The organism is Paraburkholderia sp. RL17-380-BIE-A, from assembly GCF_046028085.1.
Lineage (GTDB): Bacteria > Pseudomonadota > Gammaproteobacteria > Burkholderiales > Burkholderiaceae > Paraburkholderia.
Genome location: NZ_JARESQ010000008.1, coordinates 75003 through 87989 on the forward strand (window position 1 = coordinate 75003; position 12987 = coordinate 87989).

Genomic DNA, 12987 nt, shown 5'->3' on the forward strand with positions numbered 1-12987 from the left:
GGTCTCCTTAAACGAACAGACGGTCGGTGTTGACGAAGCCGCGCTCATTCTCGGGACAGGCCGAGCGGCAGAAATCGTCGGCCGGTACGCAGGCGTCGGTTGCATACGCGCGGTATGCGATCAGCTTGACGGGCCTCGGTTCGTATTCGGATGAAGGGTTCAGCGGATGCGGCGCAGTGGAGAACGCGGCGAGCGTATCCATTTCGAAGCGCAGATCGAACGCGGCGCCGGCCGGCGAATGGCCAGTCACGAAGTCGAGCGCGCCGTCCTCGCCGATCGCGAGTTTGCTGAAAAAGTTGATGTTGGCGACCAGGTCCCGCGTGCCAAGGCCGTGCTTCGCCAGTTCGAGCAGCAGGCTGTCGCGGCCGTTGCGGATCATGGCATTGCGATGCTGCTGATAGCGCGCCACACCGTATTTGCTCGCGAACAGTTCGGCGTCTCCGACGCCGCCGAGCGGATCGTGCCAGCCAAGCGTATCGGCCGTGATCGACGCCAGCACGCACCCCATGTCCGAATAGAGCACGTGGCCGCGCGTCAGATGCGCGGTGTGCTGCGCCTTCAGCGTATCGGCCATGTTGTAGCGTTCGAGCGGTTCGTCGTGCCGGTAGAACACGGCGGCCAGATTCGCGCCGCCTTCAATATCGACGACGCGCAACGCCATGCCACGGCGCAGCACGCCGGACCAATGGATGCCGGCGGGAATCACCGTTTCCCACGCCACATGCGGGATCGGTGCGAGATCGACTGGGAGTTGCGTCGACATGGAGGCTCCTGGTATCGGTTGGGAAAAAGCGTGAGAGGGCGATTGACCGACATCGCGACCTCCCGGGCTTTTATCCCTCCGTGGAGCCTCGCCGGCGCCTTGAAAGAAGGTGAACGGCAAGACCGGATTGCTCTCGGACCAGGCATCGTGCGCATGCAAAGCGCACGACCGGAACCCTAGCGATCCTGAAGATGATGCAAATTACTTCGCACCTCTCGATAAGCACTTAAGCGAGTAGCGTGCCAGTGTTCGCCAGACAATGCGGCAAGTGCGGCGTGGCAAGGGATTGGATGTGAATGGAGGGTGATTTTCATAGGCGTGCCATGTTCGCCAGCGCACCAGTGCCGTTGGCGATTTCGCACCACATGGATGCGCAAGGCACCACGATTGGGCTCGTTCGCCGCGCGCGCCACCGTAAGCAATGGCGTCACGCGATGGCATGGTGTGTGCGTATCAATGGACCACGTCCACTCCCTTCCTGACACGACCATGCCGACGCTTGCCGCTATTCGACGCGCGCTTTACACCCTCTTTTCGGCACGTTTCATCGAACTGCAGAAGCAACAGCGCCGCTCGTGACTCAAGCGGCGCTGTTGCCGTACCGATCCGCGTGAATGCTTTGCTAACCGATCCGCGCGCCCCCTCTCAAACCTGAACATCCGGTTCAGCGGTTGCGTAACGCGCCTGTTGACCGAAGCTTGCCAGCGCCTTCGAACCATCGGGCAGTACCAGTTCGCCTCGTTCGAGACGTTCCTTCAGATAGGTAAAGCTCTGCGCCGTCTGCGCGAACAGATGGTCGCCCGCCGACACCGGCGGGTACTTCGCGAGCGCCTCGGGCGTTGCGAACTGCGGTAGCGGCGCGACCACCGTGTGATAGTCGCAGGCGAAAAAGAGAGGAAACGAGTAGCGCTCCTGCCTCACCTTGCGCACGCGATGCGAGGTCGCGACATACGTCCCGCCCGTCCACACTTCCAGCATGTCGCCGATGTTCACGACGAACGCGTTCTCGACTGGCGGCGCGTCGATCCACTCGCCTTCGCCGTTCATCACTTCGAGACCGGGCGCGGTCGGCAGCAGGATCGTGAAGCACTCGTAGTCGGTGTGCGCGCCGATACCCGGCCGGTCTTCCGCGGAGGGATCGAGCGGATAGTGGATCAGGCGCAACTGGCTCGGCGGCTTGCGCAGATAACGTTCGAAGTGGTGTTCGGGCAAGCCTAGCGCGAGCGAAAAGCCTCGAAACAACGCACGGCCGAGTTCGAACGCGGCTGCGTAGTACCCGCCCACGGCCTCGCGAAAACCTGCTTGTTCGGGCCAACTGTTCGGGCCGAGCATCGGCGTGCCGGCGCTCACGTCGGGGTCGTCGGCGGGCAGTTCCCGGCCCGTGTCGAACGCTTCTTTTCTGTCGCGCTTGCCACCCGCGAACACTTCCTCGCCTTCGGGCACATAGCCGCGATGCGCGGTCGAGTTGCCGATGTAATAGCGCATCTTCCAGTCGTGCGGGGCGGCAAAGAAGCGTTTGGCCTGCTCGATGAGCGCGCTTTGCTGTTCGCGCGCCACCTGGTGGCCGGTCACGTAGAAGAAGCCCGCGTCGCGCGCCGCGCGATCGAGTTCGTGCGCGGTGGCGAGGCGGCGGTCCTGGTCATCGCTGAAGAGGCCGCTGACATCGACGATAGGCAGTTGCTGAAAAGAGGTATGGGTTGGGCTCATGAGAGGTTTGGCGCCTATGCGGCTTGCGGGTTGGTCTGCGATTGCGCTGGCTGGTTACCATTGGCACCGGGAATGCCGCGAGCCTTGCCGGTATCGCGCCCGGCGAGAAACGCGGCGAGGTGACGCCGTTCCTCGCGGCCCATCCATGTGTTGATCTCCCATAGATCGGCCACGGGCGCGTTCGTAAACGGCAGCGTGTGCAGATAGCCGTCGGGGCCGAACTCCGGCGTCATCGTCGTGACGGTGTAGCCCTGCTCGATCTGCGCGGTCCACAGCGCTTCCCAGATCCGCTGATGCGACGCGAGGCACTTCGCGTACTCGGGCGCCGCCGGATGCGGCACCTGTGGACCTTGCGGATAGCCGACACGGCCATGCAGATGGTGCGCATGCGGCGCGAGTTCGAGGATCGTCTCCCACTCGCTGTCGAGCAGTCGCTCGCAGACGGACACCCAGTGGCTGAAGTCGCAGGTCAGCTTGAGCGAGGGCACGGCACGCGCGACGTCGCGGGTAATCCACGGGTTGTAGAACGAGCGGCCGCGATGCGTTTCGAAGCTGCAGAGCACCTCGTGCTTCGCGGCGATCTCCACCGCGCGGCTGAAGAAATCGACTTGCGTCGCCGCCGGCCACGCGTCGCAACCGGCCATTACATTGAAGAAGCGCGGCGCGAGCGGCTTGCCCCACACGATCTTCTCCTCGAAGTCCCGCAGATGATCGGCCGGCGTGGCCGAGCGCTCCGGCACATAACTGCCCGCTGTCGTGATCTCCGCGATGAACCCGAGTCCTTCGTCCGTGATTGCCTGCGCAAAAGCGTCGCGCGCCGCGCCGCCTGGCGGCACTGGCGCTTCGATACCGTCGAAGCCTGCCGCCCGCACCAGCGGCGCCGCATCGCGCGGGCCGCCATCGAATCCCCAGAAGGTCTTGAACAATTCGAATTTCATCGCCACTCCATTTACATGCAAATTTGCATGCAATAGTACATATGAAATTTGCGAGTCAATAAACTATCGGCATGCGGCGTGCAAAAATCCGGGCGCGCCCGATTTCCGGCTCAATTAGCACTTAAACTGTGCAGCCCTCCTCCTCGTGGTGAATCGATGAAGAAGAAAATTGCGCGTGCCAAGGGCCAGTCCGTCGCGCGCGCCATTCTCGACATGGACTGGCAGTGGTCGGCGCATTTCGGCGATCTCGGCCTGAACGACCTGAACTACAGCGATCTGTTCTGCCGCATGTGGGTGGACCCGGACAACTACTTCGCCAAGACCGCGCTCTACGAGTTCATGCCTGGCGTGAGCCGCCGCACTGCCGTGCGCTACGTGCAGGAACTGATCGACGGCGGCTGGCTGCTGGAGACGCATTCCGCCGAAGATCGCCGCATCAAGCAGGTGAGCCTCGCGGCGTCGATCGAGGAGCGTCTCGAGCAGTTTCTGGCCTACGTGCATCAACGGTTTGCGGCGCTGGATTGACCGCATCTCCGCATAAACCCTGGCGCGCAATTCATTGGCATATTTCTCGCTAGATAGTTGACCGAGAGGTGCGGCAGCGTCGCATCTTAGGGATGCTAGGGTTCCGGTTCGAGAGAATGTCTGGTCCGAGAGCAGCCCGGTGCGCCGGCCGGTTCGCTTGCAGATTTCATTGCGAGCACGAACGGCCGGGTGCACTACACGGCGGGACAAAAGCCCGGGAGATTGGCGATAGCAATGTCTATCGCGCCTCTCCGTGGCCGGCTTTTGTCTCGTGCACGTTTGTCTCGTGCAGTTCTCCGCGCTTTGTCGTTCGTTTGCGCGCGGGAGCCGGTCATGTTGTTTCATCGCGCAGTCGCCGCGCGATCCAACTCAACAATCGCAATTGACCGGTCTCCTGGAGAAAACGATGAAACGCTTCGAATCCGCCCGCACTTCCCTTCATTCAATCGCCTCGCCCGTCCGCTTCGCCGCTGGCCTTCGCGTGCGTGGCGCGCTCGCCGCGGCCGCCGCCGCGCTCAATATCGGACTCACTGCGGGACTCACTTTGGGACTCACTGCGGGTCTTGCCGCCACCCCGGCGCAAGCGGCCACACCGCTCGCCATCGGCTATAGCGACTGGCCAGGTTTCGTCGCTTTCCAGATTGCGATCGAGAAAGGCTGGTTCAAGGAAGCCGGCGTGGATGTCAATTTCCAGTGGTTCGACTACTCGGCCTCGCTCGATGCATTCGCCGCGGGCAAACTCGACGCGGTCGGCGCAACCAACGGCGACGCGCTCGTGACGGGCGCAAGCGGCGCGAAGAACGTGATGATCCTGCTGACCGACTATTCGAGCGGCAACGACATGATCGTCGCGAAGCCGCCGGTGCGCACGGTGGAAGGACTGAAGGGCAAGAAGGTCGGCGTTGAAATGGGCCTCGTCGATCACCTGCTGCTCGACACGGCGCTCGAAAAACATGCGCTGAAGGAATCGGACCTCACGCTCGTCAACGCGAAGACCAATGAATTGCCGCAAGTGCTGGCCTCTTCCAAAGACGTCGCAGCAGTCGGCGCCTGGCAGCCGAACGCAGGCGAAGCGCTCAAGCGCGTGCCGGGCGCGCGCCCGATCTTCACGTCCGCCGACGCCCCCGGCCTGATCTACGACGCGATCACGGTCAACCCCGTCAGCCTGCAATCGCGCAAGGCCGACTGGGCCAAGGTGATCACGGTCTGGTATCGCTGCGTAGCCTATATCAACGATCCGAAGACGCAACCGGACGCGGTCAAGATCATGTCGGCGCGCGTCGGCCTGACGCCGGAGCAGTACCTGCCCCTGCTCAAAGGCACGCACCTGCTCGACGCCGCGGCCGCGAAGAAAGCCTTCACCAAAGGCGATGGGCTCGACTCCGTGTACGGTTCGAGCGTGAATGCCGACAAGTTCAACGTGCGCAACGCGGTGTACAAGCAGTCGCAGAACGTGAGCGCCTATATCGACCCCTCGCTCGCCAACGCGCATTAAACGGGCCGCCAGGCACTTGCGCCACGACCGCCGAAATAGCCCGCGGACCCGAAACTGTTATTCTTGCGTCTCTCCCGACCGTCAACTGGTCGCCTGCCGCCTTCGGGCGGCACTCCCAAAGCGGCGCTTTTGCGCCCGTCTTCCGAGAGACAGGAATTTGCATGTTTGGTTTTCTGCGCGGCTATTTTTCCAACGACCTGGCAATCGACCTCGGCACGTCCAACACGCTGATCTACATGCGTGGCAAGGGTATCGTGCTCGACGAACCCTCGGTGGTCTCGATTCGTCAGGAAGGCGGTCCGAACGGCAAGAAGATCATTCTGGCCGTCGGCAAGGAAGCAAAACAGATGCTCGGCAAGGTGCCGGGCAATATCGAGGCGATCCGCCCGATGAAGGACGGCGTGATCGCCGACTTCAACATTACCCAGCAGATGATCAAGCGCTTCATCCAGATGGCGCACGAGTCGCGTATGTTCGCGCCGTCGCCGCGCATTATCATCTGCGTGCCGTGCGGGTCCACTCAGGTGGAGCGGCGCGCGATCAAGGAAGCCGCGCACAGCGCGGGCGCCTCGCAGGTCTATCTGATCGAGGAGCCGATGGCCGCGGCCACAGGCGCGGGCTTGCCGGTTTCGGAAGCGACCGGCTCGATGGTGGTCGATATCGGCGGCGGCACCACGGAAGTGGGCGTGATCTCGCTTGGCGGCATTGTTTATAAAGGTTCGGTGCGCGTGGGCGGCGACAAGTTCGACGACGCGATCGTCAACTATATTCGCCGCAACTACGGCATGCTGATCGGCGAGCAAACGGCAGAAGCGATCAAGAAGGAAATCGGCTCCGCGTTTCCGGGCTCCGAGGTCAAGGAGATGGAAGTCAAAGGCCGCAATATGTCCGAAGGGATTCCGCGCAGCTTCACGGTCTCCAGTAACGAGATTCTCGAAGCGCTGACCGATCCGCTCAATCAGATCGTCTCGGCCGTGAAGATCGCGCTCGAACAGACGCCGCCGGAATTGGGCGCCGACATCGCCGAGCGCGGCATCATGCTGGCGGGCGGCGGCGCGCTGTTGCGCGATCTCGACCGGTTGCTGGCCGAGGAAACCGGCTTGCCGGTGTTCGTCGCCGAGGCGCCGCTGACTTGCGTGGTGCGTGGCTCCGGCATGGCGCTCGAACGGATCGAGAAGTTCGGCGGCGCATTCTCATACGAGTGAGCTTGAGGCGTGTCGGCGCGCGCTGGTCGATCGAGTCGAGCAAGTCGCTCAGGACACGAACGGCAGCTTGCTGTCGCGCGCCGCGGCGAGCATGGATAGCGTGATCTTGCGCACTTCCAGCTTGCTCTGCGTGACATGCGCGCGCAGCAGAATGATCGCCTCGGTCAGGCGGTTGCGTTCGATCAGATTGAGCATGGTGGAATGCTCGTCGTAAGTGGCGCTGGTGCGGTGCGGTTTCAGAAAATCGAGTCGCCGCACAATGCGGATGCGCTCGGTCACTTCGTTATGCACGCGCAGCATCTCCGCATTGCCGGTGGCGGCGACCAGCTGACGGTGAAAGTTTTCGTCCATGCCGAACATTTTCACCGGATCGCTTTCGCGCAACTCGGGCTCGACGCACCAGACCGCCTTCAATGCCTCGACGGCGGCATGCGCGGCATCGCCGCCCGCGCCTACCCGCTCCACCGCCGCGACTTCCAGCACGATGCGCAAATCGTAGAGTTGATCGAGCTGATCGAAGTTGATCGGCGAGACCTTCCAGCCGCGCCGGAAACCGACTTCCAGATAACCTTCGCGTTGCAGCCGGAACAGGCCGTCGCGCATCGGCGTGCGCGACACGCCGTAGTGTTGCGCAATGCCGTTCTCCGAAAAACGGTCGCCGGGAAACAGGCGGAAGCTGAAAATATCGCTCTTGAGTTGCTGATAGACCTGCTCGGCGAGCGGGTTGGCCGCGCCCGGCGTGGCGGACGTGGCGGGCGTCTCCTGCTCGCCTGAAGCAGCGGGTGTCTCCAGCAGATTCGTCGGGTCGTCGTTCATGATGCCAAGGTCCTTTTTCTTATTATCGGCGTTTCATGGCATTGCGATAAGACTCACATGCGCGGCGACGATCTTCCAGCCGTCGGCGGGACTGAGCCTTGCCCACGTTTGCATCTGCCGGCCGAGCAAGGGCGTGGCGTCGCTCGTGAATTCGGTGCTGACGGTGGCGAAGTCCGTGCCGAAGGTCGTCACCACCGTTCGATGCAGCTTGCGCGACTTCGGCACCGGCTCGCAGCGCTCGCGCCATGCACGGATCGCTTCGCCGCCGTGCTGGACTTCGGCGATACCGTAGCGCACCGTTTCGGGTGTATGCCAGAACAGCGCGTTCATCGCCGCGATGTCGTTCTCCACCAGCGCCCGTTCGTATTCGACAAACGCCGCCTCTACCTGCGCCACGATATCGGGCTGATTTACTTCCATGCCGGGATTGTCTCGTCGAGTTTCATCAATGAAGAAAGGGGTGCGGTCCAGCCGACAATGCCGCCTTGCGAACGCACCATCTCGAGCGTCGCCTGTTTGAAGGCGGGGAAATAGCTCGCGGTCGCGTCTTCGATCAGCAGGCTGTCGTAGCCACGGTCGTTGGCCTCGCGCATCGACGTTTGCACGCACACCTCGGTGGTGACACCGGCAAACACCAGATGCGTGATGCCGCGCATCGCGAGTTCCTCGCCGAGCCGGGTCGCGTAAAACGCGCCCTTGCCGGGTTTGTCGATCACCAGCTCGCCGGCCTGCGGCGCGAGCGGCTCGACAATCGCATTGCCGGGCTCGCCGCGAATCAGAATGCGCCCCATCGGCCCCGCATCGCCAATGCGTGCGTTCGGCGCGCCGCGCAGACGTTTGGCCGGCGGGCAGTCGGACAGATCCGCCGCATGCGACTCGCGCGTATGCACGACGAGCCACTGGTGTTTGCGCGCGAAGGCGAGCAGCGCAGCCACAGTCGGCACGATCTGAGCGAGCAGCGAGACGTCGTTGCCGAGCGATTCGCCGAAACCGCCCGGCTCGATGAAGTCGCGCTGCATGTCGATCACGACCAGCGCGGTCTTTGCGGAATCGAAGCTGAATGGTCCGGGTTGGGCGTCGATGGTCAGCAGGTGGGTCGATGTCATCCGATGGCTTCCCTCAGTTTTTCGGACGGGACGGCGGGCCGCATGGGTGTGTCGCCGTGTCCGGCCATATGCTGGCCCAGCACGGTCCGGTCCGCGCGCGCGGCCGGCGTCTCGAACACCAGTTCGCCCTCGGCAATCACCATGATACGGTCCGCGAGTTCGAGCAGTTCGTCGAGGTCTTCGCTGACCAGCAGCACGGCCGCGCCCGCATCGCGAGCGGCCATCAAACGCGCATGAATATCGGCCACCGAGGCGAAGTCGAGCCCGAACACCGGATTCGCGACGATCAGCACATCCACCGGCTGCCCGAGTTCGCGCGCGAGCACGGCACGTTGCACATTGCCGCCCGAGAGCGTGCCGATCGCGCGTTCCGGCACCGGCGGGCGCACGTTGAATTCCTCGATCAACTGCGTGGCGCGTTCGCGCATGGCGCGGCGATCGAGCCACCAGCCGCCGCGCCGCAACGGTTCGCGATCGAAGTCGCGCAGCGCGAGATTCTGCGCGACGCTCATGGCGCCGACGCAGGCGTTTTTCAGCGGCTCTTCGGGAATCGCGAAAACACGCCGCTGCGTCATCTGCTCGCGCGTCGCATGGTAGGGCTTGCCGGCGACCTGCATATCGCCCGTCTTCACGCGCCGCTGGCCGACCAGCGCTTCCACGAGTTCCTTCTGGCCGTTGCCGGACACGCCCGCGAGTCCGAGAATCTCGCACGCGCGCACCGAGAGCGTCGCGTGCTTCACGGCCGTGTGGCCGCGATCGTCTTCCACGGAGACATCGCGCAGCGCAAGGCGCACCTGGGCGGATTCGTCGAGCGGTTTGCGCTGCACGCGTTCTTCGGTCACCGCAGCCATCACAGGCGCGTCGCCGGCCGCCACGGTGCCCATCATCCACGCGGCGAGTTCGTCGCGCGTGGTGTTCGCGACCGTGCTCGTGCCGACCTGACGCCCCTTGCGCAACACGGTGACGTCGTCCGCGTAGGCCATCACTTCGCGGAACTTGTGCGTGATCATCAGCACGGTCAGCTCGCCGCGCGTGGTCAGCTCGCGCATCAGGCCGAGCACTTCGTCGGCTTCCTGCGGCGTGAGCACGGAAGTCGGTTCGTCGAGTATCAGGAAGCGCTGCTGCAAATAGAGCTGCTTGAGGATTTCGAGCTTCTGCTTTTCTCCGGCGGCGAGCGAGGCGACCGGCGCGTCGAGCGGCAGGCGAAACGGCATGCGTTGCATGAACGCGCTGAGCGCGGCGCGTTCCGCTTTCCAGTCGATTTTCCACGGCATCTGGCCGCGCGCGAGCAACAGGTTTTCTTCGACAGAGAGGCCCGCGGCCAGCGTGAAATGCTGATACACCATGCCGATGCCGAGCGCCTGCGCATCGCGCGGCGAATGGATGTGCACTTCGCGGTCGTCGGCGGCGATCTGCCCGTCGTCGAGCACGCCGTAGCCGACCAGTCCCTTCACGAGCGTGCTCTTGCCCGCGCCGTTCTCGCCGAGCAGCGCGTGGATCGTGCCGGCCTTGACCTTGATCGAGACGCCGTCCAACGCGCGAAACGCACCGAACGACTTGCTCGCATTCAGCACTTCGACACCAAGAGCCTGCCGCACCGTCGACATGATTATCCCCCTAGCGTATGCAGCAACGCGCCGGAGTCCGACACCGTGCCGAACACGCCGCCTTGCATCGTGATCATGTGCAGGGCGGCGTCGTGATTGCCTTGGTCGGTCGCGCCGCAACAGTCGGCGAGCACCGTGCACTCGAAACCGCGGTCGTTGGCTTCGCGCATAGTGGTGTGCACGCAGACATCGGTCGTGATGCCGGTCAGAATCAGGTTCTCGATGCCGCGCGTGCGCAGGATCAGTTCCAGATCCGTCGCGCAGAACGAGCCTTTGCCCGGCTTGTCGATCACGATCTCGCCCACGAGCGGCTTCAGTTCGTCGATGATCTCCCAGCCCGGTTCGCCACGCACAAGGATCCTGCCGCACGGGCCGTCGTCGCCGATGCCCACGCCGTCGGTACCCGCGCGGCGGCTGCGCCAGCGCTTGTTGGCGGGCAGATCGGAGAGATCGGGCCGGTGGCCTTCACGCGTGTGAATGATCGTGAAGCCCTGCTCGCGCATCGCCTTGAGCACCCGCTTGATCGGCTCGATCGGCGCGCGCGTGAGCGAGAGGTCGTAGCCCATCTTGTCGACGTAGCCGCCGTGGCCGCAGAAATCCGTCTGCATGTCGATGATCACGAGCGCGGTGTTTTCCGGGCGCAGGTTGCCGTCGTAAGGCCATGGGTACGGTTTGGCTTCGATGAATCGGGTCATGGTCGAAATATCCTGGATGGGTTTTGTAGGAGTCGGCAGCGTCGGGGTGTGCGCGAACCGGTCAGCGCGTCAGGCTCAGCTCGCCGGGCGCACCCGCCAGCGTGCGGTCCGGACGGCAATTGATGATCATGATCACGAGCGTGAGCACATACGGCGCGGCGTTATAGAGGTAGTAGCCGCTCGTCACGCCGATCGCCTGCAGCGCGGGGCCGAGCGCGCCCGCCGCACCGAACAGCAATGCGGCCCACAGACAGCGCAACGGCTGCCAGCGCGCGAAGATCACCAGCGCGACCGCCATCAGCCCCTGGCCGCTGGAGAGCCCTTCGTTCCAGCTACCGGGATAAACGAGCGACAGATACGCGCCGCCCACGCCCGCGAACACGCCGCCCACCGCCGTCGCGGCGATCCGCACGCGCGTCAGCGGATAGCCCATGGCGCGCGCCGTTTCCGCGTGATCGCCGACGAGCCGCAGCACCATGCCCCAGCGCGTATTGCGCAAGCCCCATTGCAGAACGAAGGCGAGCACCACGCCAATCACGAACAGCAGATTCAGATGCAGCGCGTTATGCAGTTGCGGCGATGAACTCCACGCGCCGAGGTCGATGAACGGCAGCATCGGCGCTTGCGGTTCGATAAAGGGCTTGCCGAGATAGAACGCAAGTCCGGTGCCGAGCAGCATCAACGCGATGCCGAAGGCAATGTCCGATACGCGCGGCAGCGAGCACACCAGACCGTGCAGACAGCCGAGCAGCAAACCGACCGCGCCCGCGGCGAGCACGCCGATCCACGGCGAGCCGCTCAGAAAGGCGCCGGCATAGCCGCTCATTGCGCCGGAGACGAGAATGCCTTCGAGGCCGAGATTCACGCGGCCGCCCTTCTCGGTCAGACACTCGCCGAGACTGACGAACAGATAAGGCGTGCTGACGCGGATCGCACCGGCGAACAGCGACAGCAACAGGATCACGATGGGCGAGTGCATATCAGGCATGGGTCTGCTCCAGTTGCACGGGAAGATCGGTCTGCGCGGCGGCCTGCAACTTCACACGCCACGCGGCGATGCGGCCGCCTAGCGCTTCCCACGCAAGCAGGTTGGCGAACAGCAGGCCTTGCAGCACGAGCGTGGTGGCGTCGGGCAGGTCGAGACGCCGTTGCAGCAGACTGCCGCTCGCCTCGATGCCGCCGATCATCAGCGCGCACGCAATGATCGCGAGCGGATTCTGTCGCGCCGCGAACGCGACGAGAATGCCGGCGTAGCCGTAGCCGGCAAGCAGCGAGGTGTTCGCGCTGCCCTGCACCGCCGCGACTTCGAACATACCGCCGAGGCCGGCCGCCGCGCCGCCCAGCACGCACGCGGTCAATGCGAGCGTATTAACCGGCAAGCCGACCAGGCGTGCCGCGCGATTGCTGCCGCCCACCACGCGCATCGCGAATCCCCTGGTGCTGAACTTCACGAACACCCACGCCGCGATGCACGCGACCACGCCCCAGAACAATCCCCAATGCGTTTCGAGCCCGGGGATCGAGCCGATCATCAGCGCGTCGGGAACCGGCAGCGTCGACGGTTTGTTCAGACTCGCGGGATCGCGCAGCGGCCCTTCCACCAGATGCTTGAACACGGCAATCGCGATATACGACATCAACAGGCTGCTGATGGTCTCGTTCACGCCGCGCCACTGCCGCAGCGCGCCGACCGCGCCGATCCACACGCCGCCCGCCAGCATGCCGGCGAGCGCCATCAACGGCGTGGCGATGAGCCAGGGCGTGCCGTGCGGCAGGATCTGCGGAACGATCGCGGCGCACATGCCGCCCAGCGCGAGCGCGCCCTCGCCGCCGATCACGATCAGCCCGACCTGTGCGGGCAACGCCACGCACAACGCGGTCAGCATCAACGGCGCGGCGCGCAGCAACGTGCTTTGCCAGGCGAACGAGGAACCGAACGCACCCTGGAAAATCAGCACGATCGCGTCGAGCGCGGGCTGTCCCTGCACCAGCAGGAACAGCGAAAATAGCAGCAAGGTGCCGAGCACCGCCAGCACGGTCGGCAGCGCGGGCAGCAACGAGAGCATCACTCTCGCAACAGAGGCATTGGGGCGCATCACGGCTCCTCGATTGACGCCAACATCGTCACGC

13 protein-coding genes and 2 riboswitches are annotated in these 12987 nt (G+C 64.1%); of the genes, 3 read left to right on the forward strand and 10 right to left on the reverse strand.

Going from position 1 to position 12987, the window contains the following annotated elements; translation table 11 throughout:
* Positions 1-7: 7 nt before the first annotated feature.
* From P0D68_RS15405 to P0D68_RS15415, 3 genes are all read right to left on the reverse strand, one after another.
* A complete protein-coding gene (locus P0D68_RS15405) occupies positions 8-763 on the reverse strand; it encodes an urea amidolyase associated protein UAAP1 (protein WP_408297800.1) in 756 nt (251 codons plus the stop codon).
* 57 nt (positions 764-820) lie between these two features.
* A riboswitch (guanidine-I (ykkC/yxkD leader) is annotated at positions 821-954 on the reverse strand.
* 454 nt (positions 955-1408) lie between these two features.
* The gene (locus P0D68_RS15410; RefSeq protein ID WP_408297798.1) at positions 1409-2470 is read right to left on the reverse strand and encodes an isopenicillin N synthase family dioxygenase; all 1062 of its coding nucleotides are present in this window, start codon (positions 2468-2470) and stop codon (positions 1409-1411) included.
* Positions 2471-2484: 14 nt separating this feature from the next.
* Complete coding sequence (locus tag P0D68_RS15415; RefSeq protein ID WP_408297796.1) at positions 2485-3408, reverse strand: sugar phosphate isomerase/epimerase family protein; 924 nt, start codon at positions 3406-3408, stop codon at positions 2485-2487.
* Between the two features lie 156 nt (positions 3409-3564).
* On the opposite strand from P0D68_RS15415, the gene P0D68_RS15420 reads away from it, so the two are divergent.
* The 3 genes from P0D68_RS15420 (at position 3565) to P0D68_RS15430 (ending at position 6633) form a co-directional block, all read left to right on the forward strand.
* On the forward strand, positions 3565-3933 hold the full coding sequence (locus P0D68_RS15420; protein ID WP_408297794.1) for a MarR family transcriptional regulator: 369 nt from the start codon (positions 3565-3567) through the stop codon (positions 3931-3933).
* 84 nt (positions 3934-4017) lie between these two features.
* Positions 4018-4156: riboswitch (guanidine-I (ykkC/yxkD leader) on the forward strand.
* 183 nt (positions 4157-4339) lie between these two features.
* On the forward strand, positions 4340-5428 hold the full coding sequence (locus tag P0D68_RS15425; protein ID WP_408183897.1) for an ABC transporter substrate-binding protein: 1089 nt from the start codon (positions 4340-4342) through the stop codon (positions 5426-5428).
* 161 nt (positions 5429-5589) lie between these two features.
* Complete coding sequence (locus P0D68_RS15430) at positions 5590-6633, forward strand: rod shape-determining protein (protein ID WP_091808392.1); 1044 nt, start codon at positions 5590-5592, stop codon at positions 6631-6633.
* 48 nt (positions 6634-6681) lie between these two features.
* On the opposite strand, the gene P0D68_RS15435 is transcribed toward P0D68_RS15430, so the two are convergent.
* The 7 genes from P0D68_RS15435 to P0D68_RS15465 all read right to left on the reverse strand — a co-directional run bounded on the left by P0D68_RS15435 (position 6682) and on the right by P0D68_RS15465 (position 12953).
* Positions 6682-7449, reverse strand: coding sequence for a GntR family transcriptional regulator (locus P0D68_RS15435; RefSeq protein WP_408297791.1), 768 nt, complete (start codon positions 7447-7449; stop codon positions 6682-6684).
* 33 nt (positions 7450-7482) lie between these two features.
* Positions 7483-7869, reverse strand: a complete 387-nt coding sequence (gene hpxZ / locus P0D68_RS15440; protein WP_091808388.1) for an oxalurate catabolism protein HpxZ — start codon at positions 7867-7869, stop codon at positions 7483-7485.
* Positions 7860-8555 carry a cysteine hydrolase family protein gene (locus P0D68_RS15445; RefSeq protein ID WP_408297789.1) on the reverse strand — a complete coding sequence of 232 codons (696 nt, stop codon included), beginning with the start codon at positions 8553-8555 and terminating at the stop codon, positions 7860-7862. Before P0D68_RS15445 ends, hpxZ begins: the two co-directional genes overlap by 10 nt.
* On the reverse strand, positions 8552-10162 hold the full coding sequence (locus tag P0D68_RS15450; RefSeq protein WP_408468631.1) for an ABC transporter ATP-binding protein: 1611 nt from the start codon (positions 10160-10162) through the stop codon (positions 8552-8554). The genes P0D68_RS15445 and P0D68_RS15450 overlap by 4 nt, the downstream gene beginning before the upstream one ends.
* Before the next feature lie 2 nt (positions 10163-10164).
* Positions 10165-10857, reverse strand: a complete 693-nt coding sequence (gene biuH / locus P0D68_RS15455) for a biuret amidohydrolase (RefSeq protein ID WP_408297785.1) — start codon at positions 10855-10857, stop codon at positions 10165-10167.
* A gap of 61 nt (positions 10858-10918) precedes the next feature.
* A complete protein-coding gene (locus P0D68_RS15460) occupies positions 10919-11845 on the reverse strand; it encodes an ABC transporter permease (RefSeq protein ID WP_091808382.1) in 927 nt (308 codons plus the stop codon).
* A complete protein-coding gene (locus P0D68_RS15465) occupies positions 11838-12953 on the reverse strand; it encodes an ABC transporter permease (protein WP_408297783.1) in 1116 nt (371 codons plus the stop codon). The genes P0D68_RS15460 and P0D68_RS15465 overlap by 8 nt, the downstream gene beginning before the upstream one ends.
* Positions 12954-12987: the final 34 nt, after the last annotated feature.

Bases quoted from the DNA above. Each gene is read 5' to 3' on its own strand.
- P0D68_RS15405 (WP_408297800.1), bottom strand. From the start codon at position 763: ATGTCGACGCAACTCCCAGTCGATCTCGCACCGATCCCGCATGTGGCG.
- P0D68_RS15410 (WP_408297798.1), bottom strand. From the start codon at position 2,470: ATGAGCCCAACCCATACCTCTTTTCAGCAACTGCCTATCGTCGATGTC.
- P0D68_RS15415 (WP_408297796.1), bottom strand. From the start codon at position 3,408: ATGAAATTCGAATTGTTCAAGACCTTCTGGGGATTCGATGGCGGCCCG.
- P0D68_RS15420 (WP_408297794.1), top strand. From the start codon at position 3,565: ATGAAGAAGAAAATTGCGCGTGCCAAGGGCCAGTCCGTCGCGCGCGCC.
- P0D68_RS15425 (WP_408183897.1), top strand. From the start codon at position 4,340: ATGAAACGCTTCGAATCCGCCCGCACTTCCCTTCATTCAATCGCCTCG.
- P0D68_RS15430 (WP_091808392.1), top strand. From the start codon at position 5,590: ATGTTTGGTTTTCTGCGCGGCTATTTTTCCAACGACCTGGCAATCGAC.
- P0D68_RS15435 (WP_408297791.1), bottom strand. From the start codon at position 7,449: ATGAACGACGACCCGACGAATCTGCTGGAGACACCCGCTGCTTCAGGC.
- hpxZ (WP_091808388.1), bottom strand. From the start codon at position 7,869: ATGGAAGTAAATCAGCCCGATATCGTGGCGCAGGTAGAGGCGGCGTTT.
- P0D68_RS15445 (WP_408297789.1), bottom strand. From the start codon at position 8,555: ATGACATCGACCCACCTGCTGACCATCGACGCCCAACCCGGACCATTC.
- P0D68_RS15450 (WP_408468631.1), bottom strand. From the start codon at position 10,162: ATGTCGACGGTGCGGCAGGCTCTTGGTGTCGAAGTGCTGAATGCGAGC.
- biuH (WP_408297785.1), bottom strand. From the start codon at position 10,857: ATGACCCGATTCATCGAAGCCAAACCGTACCCATGGCCTTACGACGGC.
- P0D68_RS15460 (WP_091808382.1), bottom strand. From the start codon at position 11,845: ATGCCTGATATGCACTCGCCCATCGTGATCCTGTTGCTGTCGCTGTTC.
- P0D68_RS15465 (WP_408297783.1), bottom strand. From the start codon at position 12,953: ATGCGCCCCAATGCCTCTGTTGCGAGAGTGATGCTCTCGTTGCTGCCC.